The sequence below is a fragment of the Agrobacterium genomosp. 13 str. CFBP 6927 genome (assembly GCA_900012615.1).
In the GTDB taxonomy this organism is placed as follows: Bacteria; Pseudomonadota; Alphaproteobacteria; order Rhizobiales; family Rhizobiaceae; genus Agrobacterium.
Window position 1 is genome coordinate 1562176 of sequence record LT009756.1, and the last position, 13929, is coordinate 1576104.

The window sequence follows — 13929 nt, forward strand, 5'->3', positions numbered from 1 at the left end:
CCTACCTCCCGTGTGGTCGTCGTCGGCGACGTCTCGAAGGGTACGGGCGGTACGAGGGGGGCAAGCTCGCAGGTGATCTCTGCCCTCGCCCCTTATCCCGCTGCCTTCTCCCCGGCGGGGAGAAGGCGACAAGCCGCACATCCCTGCCCAATAACGTCCACACCTTGAGGCAAATAGCGGACTAGGCTTTCGCGCCCGGCTTCTCCTTCAGCTCGGTCACCTTGTCGTCTTTCGACGTTTCTTTCTCAGGCGCTGCCGCGCCCGTATGCGCCACCACCGCCTTCTCGCCCTCCTCCGCAAGCAGCGCCGCCAGCATCTGCGGGTTGGCATCGCCTTCCACGTGGATATTGAGGTTGCGCTGCGGGAAGGGAATATCGATCCCCTCCTCGCGGAAACGCTTGAGGATGGCGATCCTCAGCGCATTCTTCACACCAAGCCCGTTTGACAGATCGGCAAGGTGGAAACGCAATTCGAAATCCAGCGAGAAATCGCCGAAGCGGAGGAATTCCACATGCGGTTCGGGGTTGCGCAGCACCGGCGGCTGCGCCCGCACCAGCTCCAGCAGGATATCCATGACCTTCTGCGGATCGGAATCATAAGCCACGGAAACCGGTATTTCCGCCCGCATGATGCGGTTGCGGTGTGTCCAGTTGCCGACCGAGGAATTGATGAACTCGGAATTCGGCACGATGATCGACTGGCCGCGAAAGGTTTCGATCTCCGTTGCGCGCACGGAAAGCCGCTTGACGGTGCCTTCCGTCGTGCCTGTCACCACCCAGTCACCCACCTTGAAGGGGCGCTCCACCAGCAGGATGAGACCGGAGACGAAGTTCGATACGATGTTCTGGAGGCCAAAACCGATACCGACGGAAAGAGCGGAGGCGACCAGCGCGAGACTGGAGAGGTTGAGACCGGCGGAGGACACGCCGAAGATGGCCGCAACCGCAATGCCGAGATAACCGATACCCGTTTTGACCGAGTTGCGCACGCCGGCATCCACCTGCCCGCGCGCCATGACGTTGTTGTCCAGCCATTTCTGGAACCAGCGCGTGATGATGTAGCCGATGGCAAAAACGAGGACGCCGCCGAACAGGCCGATCAGCGAGATCGAGGCATTGCCGACGGTGATGCCGGTCAGCAGGCGATAGGCCCAGCTTTCAATGTCGCCGGGCTGGAACCCCCAGGAAAACAGGATGAGCGGCACGCCGAAAGCAAGTGCGACGGCATAGATGCCAAGCCCCGCGACAAGGCCCGCCTGATCGAGCGCAACCGGCCCAAGACCGAAACGACGCCCGAGATAACGGCCGGCAAGGGATTCCGCAAAGGCGCCCTGCCTCGAAATCGCCTTGCCGGAGAGAATGCCGATATACATCGTTGCAAGCACCGCACCCGTGGCGACGATCTGCGTGGCAAGGAAGCGGGCAAGACCGACATAGCCGGTAAGGCAGGCGCCGATGAGCACGAGGCCACCGACCCTGAGCAGAATGACGAGCCAGCGCGGCAGGCGCTGGTTTCCGGTCTCGTAATCCTGCCCCTCGCCGATTACCGGCCGCAGGAACGATACGGTGAGCAGGATGATGCCGATGATGATGGAGGCAACGAAACTCTTGGCGACGGTGACGATAAGCGGCGAATAAAGCGTCTCGCTGATCGTGCCGAACAGATAGTCGAGGCCGTTGACCAGCGCCATCAGGAGCACCGCCGAAGACAGCGTATGCGCGCCCTTGTTGGAAACCTGCAGCAGACGCCACTCCGGCTGCGTCGGCGCGAAGATCGCATAGCTCAGACGCGACACGAAATAAACGAAGCCGGTGATCGCCATGGCCCCGAACAGGATCGGCGCTATGTCGGAGCGAAGCACGTTGAAATTATCGAGGAAAAAGGCCGAGGTCACCAGGAACAGGAAGAGCGAAAGCGACTGCACCATGGTTGACCAGAAGGCCACCGAAAGCCGTCGCAGATAGGACGGCTCGCCGGTAAAGGCGCGCCTGTCCATGCGGCTGCCGAAAAAGCGATAACCGCCCACCAGAAACAGCAGCGCCGCCATGATCGACAGCACCACGGCCCCGAACATCGGCAGGCGCTTGTAGTTCCAGACGAAACCGGCCCAGCTGCTGAAGGCATTGTTAAGGTTGGTCAGTTCGGTGACAAAAGCGGAAGAGGCGTCACCCAGCGTCTGGGCGGAAACCTCCGTGCGCTTAAACAGCGTGGCGGCAAAAAGCGCCCGGCGAACCGCGGTGATATTGTTGGAAATCTGCGCGGCATTGGTGGCGGTGCTCTCCACCTCCCCGGCAATCGCGTTTACCTCTGCCCGCTCCGCCGTCAGCCGCGCACGCTCTTCCGTCACCATGCTGGCTTCCGGCGGCTGGTCATCCGCGGGGGCAGCGCCGAGCGCGTCCAGCCGGGTCTTGATCTGGTCGAGGCGGGTGCGCAGCTTGGTATTGGTGGCAGACGCATCGGCGGCAATGGTGTCAGCGCGCCCTTTCAGGTCCACCAGCTGCACGTCATCGCTGCCGCCCGCCTCCACCTGTTTGGCGATGGCCGAAACATCCGTCTTCCATTTTTCCAGATCCGCTCTCGCCTGCTCGACTGCGGAGGCCTGGATGACGACCGGTGCGGACGGCGTTGTCCCTTCCTGCGCCGATGCCGGCATTGCGGACAGGAAAAAACCGCCAAGCATGGAAAGCATCATGGCCATCATTGCGGCCATGGCGGTCCTTTGCCACGGGCCGGACACACGCCCACCCGTCATCCGCCTGTCGTCAATCAATCCGCCGAACATCAACCGCACATCCATGCCTTTCGTCTCTAAACACCGCTTCAGGCTATTTACCGCCTGCAGCGAGGAAAACCACCCGCATAAAGCGAGGTTTTCGGGTCGCCGCCTTGCTTTTCACCCGGAGAATCATCACCTTTGATAGTGCAGCAAACATGGGAGGAAATCATGGAATCTGCTGGTATTGGCTGGATCGCAGCTATCATCATCGGTGGTGTCGCCGGGTGGCTCGCCGAACAATTCATGAAAAGCAATATGGGTGTTTTCATGAACATCCTTCTCGGAATCGTCGGCGCGATCGTCGCCAACGCCATATTGTCGGTTTTCGGAATCGTTTTGACCGGCTGGATCGGTTACCTCATCGCCGGCTTCATCGGCGCCTGCATCCTCATCCTTATCGGTCGAGCTTTCAGACGCGGCTGAACAAAATGGAAAATCGGTAAAAGCCCGGATTTCCAGACTTTTCCAGCGCGACTGAAATTTTTTCGTCACAAAAATCGAAGAAATTTCATTTCCGCGCTGGACAAGCCCAAACTTCCCCTTTATAGCCCCCCTCACACCGCCACACGGTGTCGGTCGGGTGATTAGCTCAGTTGGTAGAGCAGCTGACTCTTAATCAGCGGGTCGTAGGTTCGAGCCCTACATCACCCACCAAATTCTCCTAAAATGACAAGACGTTGCGATGCTTACCTGAAGCATCGCATGAGCGCCGGAAACGAAGCAATCAGTCTTCGACGAAGGCCTGCGGGAAAAACATCGCCCGTCGTTACCGCGGACGGGCATCCCCGAAAAATAGCCGCTATACGTCTATAACTTCGTTTCCGTTACGCTTTTTGCCCCGATGAAGCGCGGCTCCAATGGCCGACCCGCAATACGGCCGCCGAATTCCTCGGTGAAAGGCACCGGCGCTGCCTGCTTTACCGCATTGATGGCGGAATCGATAAAGGCCTGCCGTCTCGGGCTCTCCTCTTGTGGGCGTGAGGCGATAACGACGACCTTGCCCCTTATCTGCCCATCCTTGTGCAGAATGAACCGCAACGTCACGACGAGACCCTCGGTATCCTCCGGCGGCACCCAGCAGGCGTAGATCGCGTCGAACATCTCATTGAGATTGCTGGCCGGGGTCGGATCCTTGCATTGCCGCGACTGGCCTGAAGCCGGCGTCGAAGCGCCTGCAGCGAGAATGGCCAGGGCCACCAGCGCCGACAGCTGGAGGCCGCGGAACACAAAAAACAAGCGATTGAACAAATCCAATATCCTTTTTCGGAAGACGGCCCGCCTCCGCGTGCCAGCCGGTCATAAATTTTAAAAAGAATCTTCGCGTCAGTAAAAACTTGAAAGCGACGCGCATCGGAAATTTTTAAGCGTACAACCTCGCAATCGCCATGAAATAAAGCATGAATTCGAATTTCAAAACCAAAAACTAAATTATAAAATATTCATACAAATTAAATACAATCAAATAAATATACTTGAATTACAGCGAGTGAAACAAATATTTATAGAATAAATATTTATAATATTTTCGAGATATATCAAACAGTACGATCGCTGCAAAAACAGCCCAATAATCACAGCTTCGCCTTTTAACCAAAGACCACAGTTTGCATTGCAAGCCACCGGTTAGGCTGTATGCATTGCCTTGCCAGAATAATGGGCACAGGGGGATGTCATGAAATCGAAATGGGTAATGACTGCATTTTTCGCGGCGGCGATGACGGTTGCCGGTACGGCGCAGGCGGAAGACCTCGTCTTCACGCTGAAGAACGGAACGGGCTCCGTTCTCAACGCCTTTTACACGTCGCCGGTAGGCGTGAATGACTGGGAAGACGATGTTTTCGGCAAGAAAGCGCTTGGTCCGGGCGAAGAGATGGAAATCACCATCGCCGATGGCCGCACTGTCTGCAAATATGACATGCGCTTTGAATTCCAGGGCGATGCGCTCGAAGACCTCGAGGATACGCAGAACCTCTGCGAACTCGGCGAATACACCATCACCGAATAACAGCGTTGCAATCGCGGCCCTGTCCGATAGTGGCAGGGCCCGCATCCGCATGCGGCCTTCAACCGGAACTTTCGGCAAATCGCCGGAGCGGGAAATATTGGCGTCGCAGCATCGCCGATTTCCCCAAAGCCGTCTCAATCATCCCTATGATTGACGCCATGAGATTGATCATCAACATATTGCTTTTTGTCCTCGGCGCGGTCGGGAGCGGGATATGTGCGTTTTTATTATCGGCAGCGCTCGCCGATTCCGGACTTCTCGGTTCCTGTTTTGAAGGCGGCTGCGCTTATGCGGCGCTTTTTATGGTGCTTCCCGTCACATGGTTCGTTCTTTTTGCGCTTTACGTCATGGCCCTGCTGGTCTGGAGACGAAAGCCTTTCCGCAATGGAAGGCTCTGAAAAAGCGCATGGCGACGCCACCGCTACCGCGCGTTCGTTGACAGCGATCAAGACTTGCCGTTAACGTCCGCCTGCTGGGGGATTCGCTGCCAGTGATATGCGGGCTTGTAGAGCATACCCGATATCACCGGCCTCTGAATGTGCATGTCCGATTTGCGTTTTGCGTTTGCTGGACATGACGGAAAACAGGGAGACCAAACGATGCGGGCCGCAATCAATTCCCCGTCGCTTTCTATCGACACTATGGACTATCAGGCCGAGTGCCAGTTCGCACTGGAACCCTCCATCCACGGGCTGATTGAAAAAGCGGAACATGCCGGCTGGAACCGCCAGCAGGCCGCACTGGCCATCGTCGCACTCGCCAGCGAACACCTGACCGACCTGCTGTCCACGGGCCTCCCCGCGCCGGACCAGCGTCCCCTGTCCTGATACCCTCCCGCCAGCCGCGGCGAATCAGCGCCCCGGCATCCTTTGGCATATCATTCCAAAAATCGATCGAGCAGACCGGAGCGTCACCACCGTATCCGCAAGGACATTTGACGCTCCGGTGGCGTAGCCCATAAAGCAGCGGCCCGCCCACGCTTCCCGCTCCTCTCCCAGCCGCACAGCCTTCCCTGCCCGCCGGCGATCCTGCCACACTGTTGACATAAGCGGCCTTTAATGAGAACATAAAGTGAACATTATGGAGGTCAGCGATGAAGACAGCAGACGTAACCATAGAAAATGCCCTCTCTGTCGTCGCCCGGTCTCGCGATATGCGTGAGCGTGCGCTTGAGCGCCGCCGCGAATTGCAGCGGCGAACGGAAGTCATCATAACGCGGCCGCTCTACGTGCTGAAAAAGAGCCAGGGGCCGCGACAGCTGTCGCTGAAACTCGATAGCTAGACGGCGCCGGGAAGACTGAAAGACGTAGAACCAAAGCGCCGGTCGGCTGCTTCCCTTTTTCAGACAGAAAAATCCCGTGCGGATCATCTCGCGCACGGGATTTTGGGAATGAAGAGGCAAAGTGCACTGTCTTATTGCATGCGCTGCATTGCAGCTTCGGGCTCGCCGGTCGTGGCAACCGTTGCCGCAGGAAGGCGGTCGGTCTTTTTCAGAATGACGACGGGCTTTTCCACCGGGTCAGTTGGTGGAACGATGCTTGCGGTTTTAAATTCACGGTCGACGGCAGGAACAGAAGCATTGATCTTTTCATGACCGGCGCATTCTGCAAGCGCTGCACTGGCGGAAAAACCAAAGACAGCGGCGATAATGAGAACTGATTTCATGTCATTCTCCCTTCGCTTTTGTGGCGATCTCCAGTCTAGGTGGAGACGGCCCGGATTGAAAATCACACTTTAGAGACATCTAAAACATTGGATCATTTCGGCAGTCGTCGTCTTTGATGTGCAATGGAGTGACAGGACATTGTCCCCGCCCCTATTTTTTCCGCACATCCAGCGGATTTCGGCAAAGCGGCCTGCGAAATATCATCGCCACATAACTTCCCTTCAGGGAAATCAGGCTCGGCGTATAAGTCGAAACCTTTGCCGCGTTGGCGGCCTTTATCGTTCTTCCGTCAGAGGAATTCTGCTGCATGGCACGCCTCCTTCCATGAGTCATAACGAAAATACGCGGCTCTTGTTCCGCATCGCAGCTCTCTTCCCGCGAGATGGGCTAAAGCGTAGCCGCTTGTTTCTTCTCCCCACCGGGCAGAAGGTGGCCCGAAGGGCCGGATGAGGGGGCTAGCTCTCGGTTCATCTCTAGCCTTACCCCCTCATCCCGCTGCCGCGGACTTCTCCCCGGCGGGGAGAAGAAACAAGCGGCATCCTCCCCGTGCCATGACCACCTCCTAATGCCTCACGCTTGAAAATTTCACCCAAAACCTCTATATGCCTCACCGCGAGGACGACCTCGGCCATCATGGCGACAGCATGCGGGACGGCCCGGTCACATACCGGAGAATAAATTGCGCTCCCTGCAAGATCGTATCCGCCACGCTCTCAGCTTCGAAATCATCGGCCTTCTGCTGGTCGTGCCGCTCGGCGCGCTCATCTTCGGCATGCCGATGGAAGATATCGGCATTGTCGGCCTGGTCAGCGCAACACTCGCCACCGCCTGGAACTATATCTACAATCTCGGCTTCGACCATGCCATGCAGCGCCTGAAAGGCACGACGCTGAAGACACCCGCCATCCGGGTCGCACACGCGCTGCTGTTCGAACTGGGCCTGCTGATCGTGCTCATGCCCTTCATCGCCTGGTATCTCGGCATCAGCCTCGCCCACGCGCTGGTCATGGATATTTCCTTCGCGCTGTTTTACGTGGTCTATGCCTTCGTCTTCAACTGGAGCTACGACCGGATTTTCCCGCTGCCGGAATGGCAGTCGCAGGATGCCGTCTGATCGGCACGGACGAAGGCAGGAAAAGGCTGCGTTTCAGCGCAGAGACGCCTTGAAGAAGCGGACGACATCGGCATTGAAGCTGCGGTGAAACTCCGCCCGGTCAAAGCCCGGAATGTCGCTGCAGATTTGCGGCGCGGCCTTTTCCATCTCGGCAGGGCAAGGCGTGATGAACGAAAAATGTCCCGCGCCCGTCACCGTCCGATAATCCGGTTTCACCGGCAGATCATCGCGCAGCCTTGCAATATCCTGCGGCGCAACGCCATCACCGCCGCGCTCTGAACTCCAGAGCTGGACGGGAATGTTAAGGTTCTGCAGGTCGTCCGAACCCGGAAAGACGTTCAGGGGATCAGCCACGACCACGGCCTTCACCCGCGCATCGTGAATCCGATCCCCGGGAACGGCGCCCCTGTCCCGCATCTGCGCGCACAGCGCCGCTTGTTCATCGGGGCACGGCAGGTCCGCATTTGCGAAATCCGGCACGCCGCCGGCAAGCACCAGTGCCGTATAACCGCCCCGCGAAAATCCGAAGATACCGACACGCCCGGCATCGATGAACCGGGCCTCTTTCCAGTTTGCCAGCATATGATCCAGCAACCGAACGACGTCCGCCGGCCGGTCGGTCAGCGCCGAAAGCTCGCCTGCCCGCTTCATGTCAAGCGCATTGTCGCCGGGATGATTGAGGGCCGCGACAATGAAACCGGCATCCGCCAGCGCCGCCGCCATATCACGATGACTGAAATAGGTGCCTGCGAAACCATGGGAAATGACGACAAGCGGATATTGCCCGTCGACAACAGGGCAATCGCGCACCGCAGGCAGCACGAAGGGGCCGATCCTTGTCTCCACCGGCGCTGCCGCGCAGGGCGACCAGACAGCAGCTCTGATGGGGGCTTTGCCGTCAGCGGATGGAACCTCGATCAACCGCAGTCCGGCCGCAAGGGCATCACCGGTTCCCGAGAGGACGGAAAGAAGCATGAGGCAAAGCAACGCCGGAAATCGCATGATGAACCCACAGATGGAGAGACTGCGTGCAAGGCCGGGCATCACCCGGCCTCTCCCGAAGATAGGCTAATTTCTTATATCGGAAATGACCGTCGCGAAGACTTAGAGCGACTTCAGCGTCCAGGCCACGATCTCACGTGTGGCGGCGGCAAAAGCCTGATCCAGCGCCTTCACGAAATTGGCGTTGCCGGAACCGCTGACCCGGGCGCTGGCGCGGAACACGTCCTGCGCCTTCACCGTGCCGTTGCGGTCGTTCAGCAGCTTCACCGAGATTTCGATATTGGCGATATTCTTCGCCGTATCGATTTCGAAGGCGCGAATATCGGTCACGACCTGATAGTCGATTGCCAGCCCCTGCCCCGGCCGGCCGACACCGCCGAGCTTGCCGGTATCCTCGAAGGCTTCCACCAGCTTGGATTGCACCATGCGCGGCAGGCGGTCGCTCCATTGCGAATTGCCGAGATATTGCACCTCCGAGCCGGAAAGGCGCACCACGATGTTTTCGCTGTCGAGTGCCTTCAGGGCGGTCGGATCGGCGATCAGCAACTGCCGGTTCTTGAGCGAAGGTCCCTGCGCCACCGTTGCCGAAGACACGGAAAGATCGAACGTGTCGTTCTTCGGCGCGCCGGCGCAGCCCGCCAATAAAACAGCAAGCAGCGGGGCCAGAATAAGGGCGCGGCGTTTGTGGCCGTTCATCAATCGTGTCATTGGCCCATACCCCTCTTATCGCCTTGTTCTGCCGTCATATTGTTTCACGGTTTCGCCGCCGAAAATCAACCGCTGCGGATCGCGGTCGATATTGGTGATGGCATTGTTGAGATTGTCGACCGTGACCCGCGTGCTGCCGATCAACGCCTGGAAATCCTTCAGGCCCGAGCTGGAGAAACGGGTCAGATTGTCGGCAATCGGCCCGATGCGGGCATTGAGATTGTCAGCCACAGCTTTGAACGAGGTGAGCGTTTCACGCGCCTTGGCAAACAGCGAATTGGCGTCATCAGTGCCGAGCATGCCGTCGACCTTGGCGAGAATACCGTCGACGCGGCTGGAGGCGAGGTTCAGCTTGCGGCCCATGTCCGTAAAGTCGGAAACCGCCTGGTCGATATCGGCGCGGCGGGCACCGACATCATCGGCAATCCGCTTGAAGTTCGCCACCGCATCGCGCGCATCGGCGGTAGCGGCGGAAACATCGCCGACCACGGTGCTAACCTTGGCGGGATCGACGGAGGCGAGAAGCTCATCCGCGCGCTTCACCACGGTTTGCACTTCCGTGCTCGCCGCTTCGAAGTTGCGCGCCGTGCTCTGCACCGTCTCCATGATGCCCTGAATATCGCTGGAAGCGGAAGCGACATCCTTCGTCACCTTGTCGACATTCGACAGGATGGAATCGATCTTGCCGGCATCCACCGCCTTCACCAGATCCTCGATGGCCGTCAGCGTGCCGTCGAGACGCACCGAAACCGACTGCACCGTTGTGGAAAGCGAGCTGAGGCTGGCGATGAAATTCTTGATGCCGTCGGAATTGGCCGCCAGCGCATCGGAGAATTTCTCGGCATTGCGCACCGTCTGCGTCAGCGGGCCACGCGCATCCTGCACGAAACCCTGCAATTCACCGATGGCGCCATCGGCGCGTTTCAGGATTTTATCCGCCGTGGCGAGCAGGTTGGTGACGCTGGAAAGATCGGCCGTCAACTCGGCCGGAACGCCGCTTTCGACAGCTTTCTGCAAAATGCGCTCGCCATCCTTGTTGCCGCCGGAAAGCTCGATATAGGCCGCACCCGTCAGGCCCTGAATTTCAAGCACGGCGCGGGTGGACGGGAAAACCGGGGCATCGGCCTGCACTTCGGTAAAGGCGATGGAATAGGCCGGGTCGTCGCGGTCAATGGCAAGGCCGCGCACGGTGCCGACCGGAATGCCGTTGAAGCGCACGGGAGAACCGACGGAAAGGCCGTTCGCCGAACCGGGAATACGCACGACGAGCTGCGCCGTCGGGCCGCCACGACCGAATTCCGCCATCCAGTAAACGAAGCCGAATGCGGCGGCGATCACGATCAGCGTGAAAATTCCGACTATGGTGTAGTTCGCCTTGGTTTCCATGCTTCTTGTTACTCCACCGGATTTTCGTGTCTGCCGTCCGGAAGAACGACAGAGCGCGCCCGTTTGCCGCGGAAATAGGACTGCACCCATGGGTCGTCGCAGGCGAACATGTCCTGCAATGTCCCTTCCACCAGCACTTTCTTCTGGCCCAGCACCGCAATGCGGTCACAGACGGAGAACAGGCTGTCGAGGTCGTGCGTCACCATATAGACGGTCAGGCCGAGCGAATCACGCAAGCGCGCGATCAGCATATCAAATTCCGCCGCCCCGATGGGATCGAGGCCGGACGTCGGCTCATCAAGGAAGACGAGGTCGGGATCGAGCGACAGCGCCCGGGCGAGCGCCGCACGCTTGATCATGCCGCCTGACAGTTCCGACGGGTACTTGTCGCCGGCATCGGGCTTCAGCCCCACCATCTCGATCTTCAGATAGGCAAGCTCGTCCATCAGCTTTTTCGGCAGATCGAGATATTCGCGCATCGGCAGCTGGATGTTTTCCTTCACCGTCAGCCCGGAAAACAGCGCGCCCTGCTGGAACAGCACACCGAGCCGCTGGTCAAGCATCATGCGGTCGTCTTCGCTCGCCTTGTCGTAATCGGTGCCGAGAATGCGGATCGCACCCGCCTGCCGCGGCAGGAGCCGCAGGATCGCGCGCATCAACACGGATTTGCCCGCGCCGGAGGGACCGATGAAGCCGAGGATTTCGCCGCGATAGACATCGAGATCGAGATTCTCGAGCACGTTCCGGCCGTTAAAACCGACCGTCACGCCCTCGACGGAAAGCACCACCTCGCGGCCGTCTTTACCGGTTCTGGTCTCCTGCGGTTTCTGGTCCAGTTTCTCCAACGCGCCCTCCCTAAAAATCGATGGCTGCGTAGAAGATGGCGAAAAGACCATCCACCAGAATGACGACGAAGATCGACTTCACCACCGAGGAGGTGACGTGCTGACCGAGCGATTCCGCCGAACCGCCCACTTTCATGCCCTCCACCGCCGCGACGATGCCGATGATGAGCGCCATGAACGGCGCCTTGATCATACCCGCCGCAATGGTCGATTCCTCGACAGCGCCATGCAGGCGCGACAGGAACACCTCGAAAGTGATGCCGGAATAAAGCAATGCCACGATGGCAGCACCAAAAAGCGCTGCGAAGTTGGCAAGAATGGTCAAGAGCGGTAACGCGATGGTCAACGCCACCAGCCGCGGAAACACCAGCACACCGACAGGGTTGAGACCGATCACCTTCAGCGCGTCGATTTCCTCGCGCATCTTCATCGAGCCGATTTCCGCCGTGATCGCGCTGCCGGAACGGCCGGCGATCATGATCGCGGTCAGGAGAACGCCGATTTCGCGCAATTGCAGAATGCCGACCAGATCGACAACGAAGACTTCCGCGCCGAAATAACGCAGCTGGAACGCGCCCTGCTGGGCGATGATCGCGCCGATCAGGAACGACATCAGCATGATGATCGGCACGGCGCGCACGCCCATATGGTCGATCTGGTTGACGATTGCCGCCGGCGAGACGCCGCGCCCGCGCCCGAGCTTCATCTGCGCGCCGCGAACGGCCGAGCCGAGAATATACATGCCCGCCAGGAAATCCGCGCCGTTCTGGATCACGGCCTGGCCGATCGGCGCGAAGATGCGCTCCACCAGTCCGGGCTTCGCAACCGGCTCGCCCTGCATCTCTGCCTTATCGGGCAATTGACCGATGACGTCCTCGATCCGGTCGTTGCCGGAGAGCGTGACGGTCGCGCCGTTCGCCTCAAGGTCCCTGCGCAGGCGCTGGATGATCCACGCACCTGTCGTGTCGATGGCTTCGACGGCGGAAAGATCGATCTCGACGGCGCCGCCGGATTTGCTTTTTTCGATCCGGTCGAGGCTTTCAAAAATTCCGGAGAGATTGCTGTTGCGCCAGGAACCGCTCATGACAAAACGCAAGCCGCCGCCGGAGACGCTGTCGTCTTCGGTGATTGCGGCCGGGTTCGCCTGTTGCCGTGTGTCCTGTTCTTGCATAATGCTCCGAGCGAGTGCAGCCGTCACGAGATTCTTAAAGGTTTCATAACGTTTTGGCCTCCGGCAGGCCACAGTGACGGCTGACAATTCGTGATAAATTTGGCGTCATGTGTCTTTTGCCGCCCAATCGGAAGTGAAAAAACATGCCCCGTTACCTTCAAGCCACAACAGAACGTTTTCCCGTCGCCGGCAGCTTCACCATTTCACGCGGCACCCGCACGCATGCGGATGTCGTAACGTGCACCATCCGCGATGGTTCCTTTACCGGCATTGGCGAATGTGTGCCCTATCCGCGTTATGGCGAAAGCATCGACGGCGTCATCGCCGATATCGAGGCGATGGCGCAGCAGATCGCCGGCGGCGTGACACGGCAGGAACTGCAGCAGGCGATGCAACCCGGCGCTGCCCGCAATGCGGTGGATTGCGCGCTGTGGGACCTCGAAGCCAAGATCAGCGGCAAAACCGTTGCCGAGCGCATCCTCGGACAGGCGGCAAAGCCGCTTGTCACCGCCTACACCATCTCGCTTGCCGATCCCGAGACCATGGCCGCAAAGACGGCGGAAAACGCAGGCCGTCCGCTGCTGAAGATCAAGACCGGCACGGCGGACGACGAAGCGCGTCTAAGGGCCGTGCGCGCCGCCGCACCCGAAGCGCGCATCATCATCGACGCCAATGAGGGCTGGAATGATTATAATATCGAATATTATCTGAGACTTGCGGCAGAGCTGAAGATATCGCTGATCGAGCAGCCGCTACCCGCCGGCAAGGATGACATCCTCGCCCGCATCGACCATCCGGTGCTGATCTGCGCCGATGAAAGCGTGCATTCCACGAAGGACCTCGCCGCCCTGCGCGACCGTTACGATGCGATCAACATCAAGCTCGACAAGACCGGCGGCCTGACCGAAGCGCTCGTCATGAAGGCGGAAGCGGAACGGCTAGGCTTCACCATCATGGTCGGCTGCATGCTCGGCACCTCGCTCGGCATGGCGCCTGCGGTGCTGGCGGCGCAGGGTACAGCCTTTGCCGATCTCGACGGACCGCTGCTGCTGGCCGAGGATCGTGAGCCGGGGCTGGTTTATGAGGGTTCGCTGGTTTATCCGGCGCGGCCGGAACTGTGGGGTTAAGTCGTGGATATTGAAGGCAGAGAAAAACGATAAGGCGCAACCTCGCCGCTTGTTTCTTCTCCCCGCCGGGGAGAAGGTGGCCCGAAGGGTCGGATGAGGGGGCAACGCTAGCGGTATACGGAGATCTCG

At 59.2% G+C, this 13929-nt stretch carries 16 protein-coding genes and 1 tRNA gene; 9 read left to right on the plus strand and 8 right to left on the minus strand.

Annotation, left to right across the window (positions count from 1 at the left end; translation table 11 throughout):
- Positions 1-181 precede the first annotated feature (181 nt).
- Positions 182-2752, minus strand: coding sequence for a mechanosensitive ion channel family protein (locus tag AGR13A_RS07785; protein ID WP_308400230.1), 2571 nt, complete (start codon positions 2750-2752; stop codon positions 182-184).
- On the opposite strand from AGR13A_RS07785, the gene AGR13A_RS24890 reads away from it, so the two are divergent.
- The 3 genes from AGR13A_RS24890 (at position 2691) to AGR13A_RS07800 (ending at position 3430) form a co-directional block, all read left to right on the plus strand.
- A complete protein-coding gene (locus AGR13A_RS24890) occupies positions 2691-2918 on the plus strand; it encodes a hypothetical protein (protein ID WP_167377355.1) in 228 nt (75 codons plus the stop codon). The genes AGR13A_RS07785 and AGR13A_RS24890 overlap by 62 nt on opposite strands.
- Positions 2919-2944: 26 nt before the next feature.
- Entirely contained in the window at positions 2945-3199 is a 255-nt protein-coding gene (locus tag AGR13A_RS07795) for a GlsB/YeaQ/YmgE family stress response membrane protein (RefSeq protein ID WP_035223217.1), read from the plus strand.
- A 155-nt stretch (positions 3200-3354) separates the two neighbouring features.
- A tRNA-Lys gene (locus AGR13A_RS07800) sits at positions 3355-3430 on the plus strand.
- Between the two features lie 153 nt (positions 3431-3583).
- Here AGR13A_RS07800 and AGR13A_RS07805 read toward each other — a convergent pair.
- On the minus strand, positions 3584-4024 hold the full coding sequence (locus AGR13A_RS07805; protein ID WP_308400182.1) for an energy transducer TonB: 441 nt from the start codon (positions 4022-4024) through the stop codon (positions 3584-3586).
- A gap of 424 nt (positions 4025-4448) precedes the next feature.
- On the opposite strand from AGR13A_RS07805, the gene AGR13A_RS07810 reads away from it, so the two are divergent.
- The 4 genes from AGR13A_RS07810 (at position 4449) to AGR13A_RS07825 (ending at position 6063) form a co-directional block, all read left to right on the plus strand.
- Positions 4449-4781 (plus strand): hypothetical protein, encoded by a 333-nt coding sequence (locus tag AGR13A_RS07810; protein ID WP_080834589.1) that lies wholly within the window; start codon positions 4449-4451, stop codon positions 4779-4781.
- A gap of 146 nt (positions 4782-4927) precedes the next feature.
- A complete protein-coding gene (locus AGR13A_RS25110) occupies positions 4928-5179 on the plus strand; it encodes a hypothetical protein (RefSeq protein ID WP_035223207.1) in 252 nt (83 codons plus the stop codon).
- Between the two features lie 201 nt (positions 5180-5380).
- A complete protein-coding gene (locus AGR13A_RS24895) occupies positions 5381-5608 on the plus strand; it encodes a hypothetical protein (RefSeq protein ID WP_035223204.1) in 228 nt (75 codons plus the stop codon).
- A gap of 266 nt (positions 5609-5874) precedes the next feature.
- Positions 5875-6063 (plus strand): hypothetical protein, encoded by a 189-nt coding sequence (locus AGR13A_RS07825; RefSeq protein WP_080723135.1) that lies wholly within the window; start codon positions 5875-5877, stop codon positions 6061-6063.
- 131 nt (positions 6064-6194) lie between these two features.
- Here the strand turns inward: AGR13A_RS07825 and AGR13A_RS07830 are convergent, their stop codons facing one another.
- Positions 6195-6446: a hypothetical protein gene (locus AGR13A_RS07830; RefSeq protein ID WP_003495777.1), complete on the minus strand. Its 252-nt coding sequence runs from the start codon at positions 6444-6446 to the stop codon at positions 6195-6197.
- A gap of 680 nt (positions 6447-7126) precedes the next feature.
- Between AGR13A_RS07830 and AGR13A_RS07840 the strand changes: the two genes are divergently transcribed.
- On the plus strand, positions 7127-7561 hold the full coding sequence (locus AGR13A_RS07840; RefSeq protein ID WP_035223198.1) for a PACE efflux transporter: 435 nt from the start codon (positions 7127-7129) through the stop codon (positions 7559-7561).
- A gap of 33 nt (positions 7562-7594) precedes the next feature.
- Here AGR13A_RS07840 and AGR13A_RS07845 read toward each other — a convergent pair whose 3' ends face one another.
- The 5 genes from AGR13A_RS07845 to AGR13A_RS07865 form a co-directional block, all read right to left on the minus strand.
- The gene (locus AGR13A_RS07845; RefSeq protein WP_080836667.1) at positions 7595-8563 is read right to left on the minus strand and encodes an alpha/beta hydrolase family protein; all 969 of its coding nucleotides are present in this window, start codon (positions 8561-8563) and stop codon (positions 7595-7597) included.
- A 102-nt stretch (positions 8564-8665) separates the two neighbouring features.
- Positions 8666-9271: an ABC-type transport auxiliary lipoprotein family protein gene (locus AGR13A_RS07850; protein WP_080834591.1), complete on the minus strand. Its 606-nt coding sequence runs from the start codon at positions 9269-9271 to the stop codon at positions 8666-8668.
- Positions 9272-9286: 15 nt separating this feature from the next.
- Positions 9287-10657, minus strand: coding sequence for an MlaD family protein (locus tag AGR13A_RS07855; RefSeq protein ID WP_003495770.1), 1371 nt, complete (start codon positions 10655-10657; stop codon positions 9287-9289).
- 8 nt (positions 10658-10665) lie between these two features.
- Positions 10666-11502 carry an ABC transporter ATP-binding protein gene (locus AGR13A_RS07860; protein ID WP_035223193.1) on the minus strand — a complete coding sequence of 279 codons (837 nt, stop codon included), beginning with the start codon at positions 11500-11502 and terminating at the stop codon, positions 10666-10668.
- Between the two features lie 10 nt (positions 11503-11512).
- Positions 11513-12673 carry an ABC transporter permease gene (locus tag AGR13A_RS07865; RefSeq protein WP_080834593.1) on the minus strand — a complete coding sequence of 387 codons (1161 nt, stop codon included), beginning with the start codon at positions 12671-12673 and terminating at the stop codon, positions 11513-11515.
- A gap of 143 nt (positions 12674-12816) precedes the next feature.
- Between AGR13A_RS07865 and dgcA the strand changes: the two genes are divergently transcribed.
- Positions 12817-13800 (plus strand): N-acetyl-D-Glu racemase DgcA, encoded by a 984-nt coding sequence (dgcA, locus tag AGR13A_RS07870; protein ID WP_080834594.1) that lies wholly within the window; start codon positions 12817-12819, stop codon positions 13798-13800.
- Positions 13801-13929: the final 129 nt, after the last annotated feature.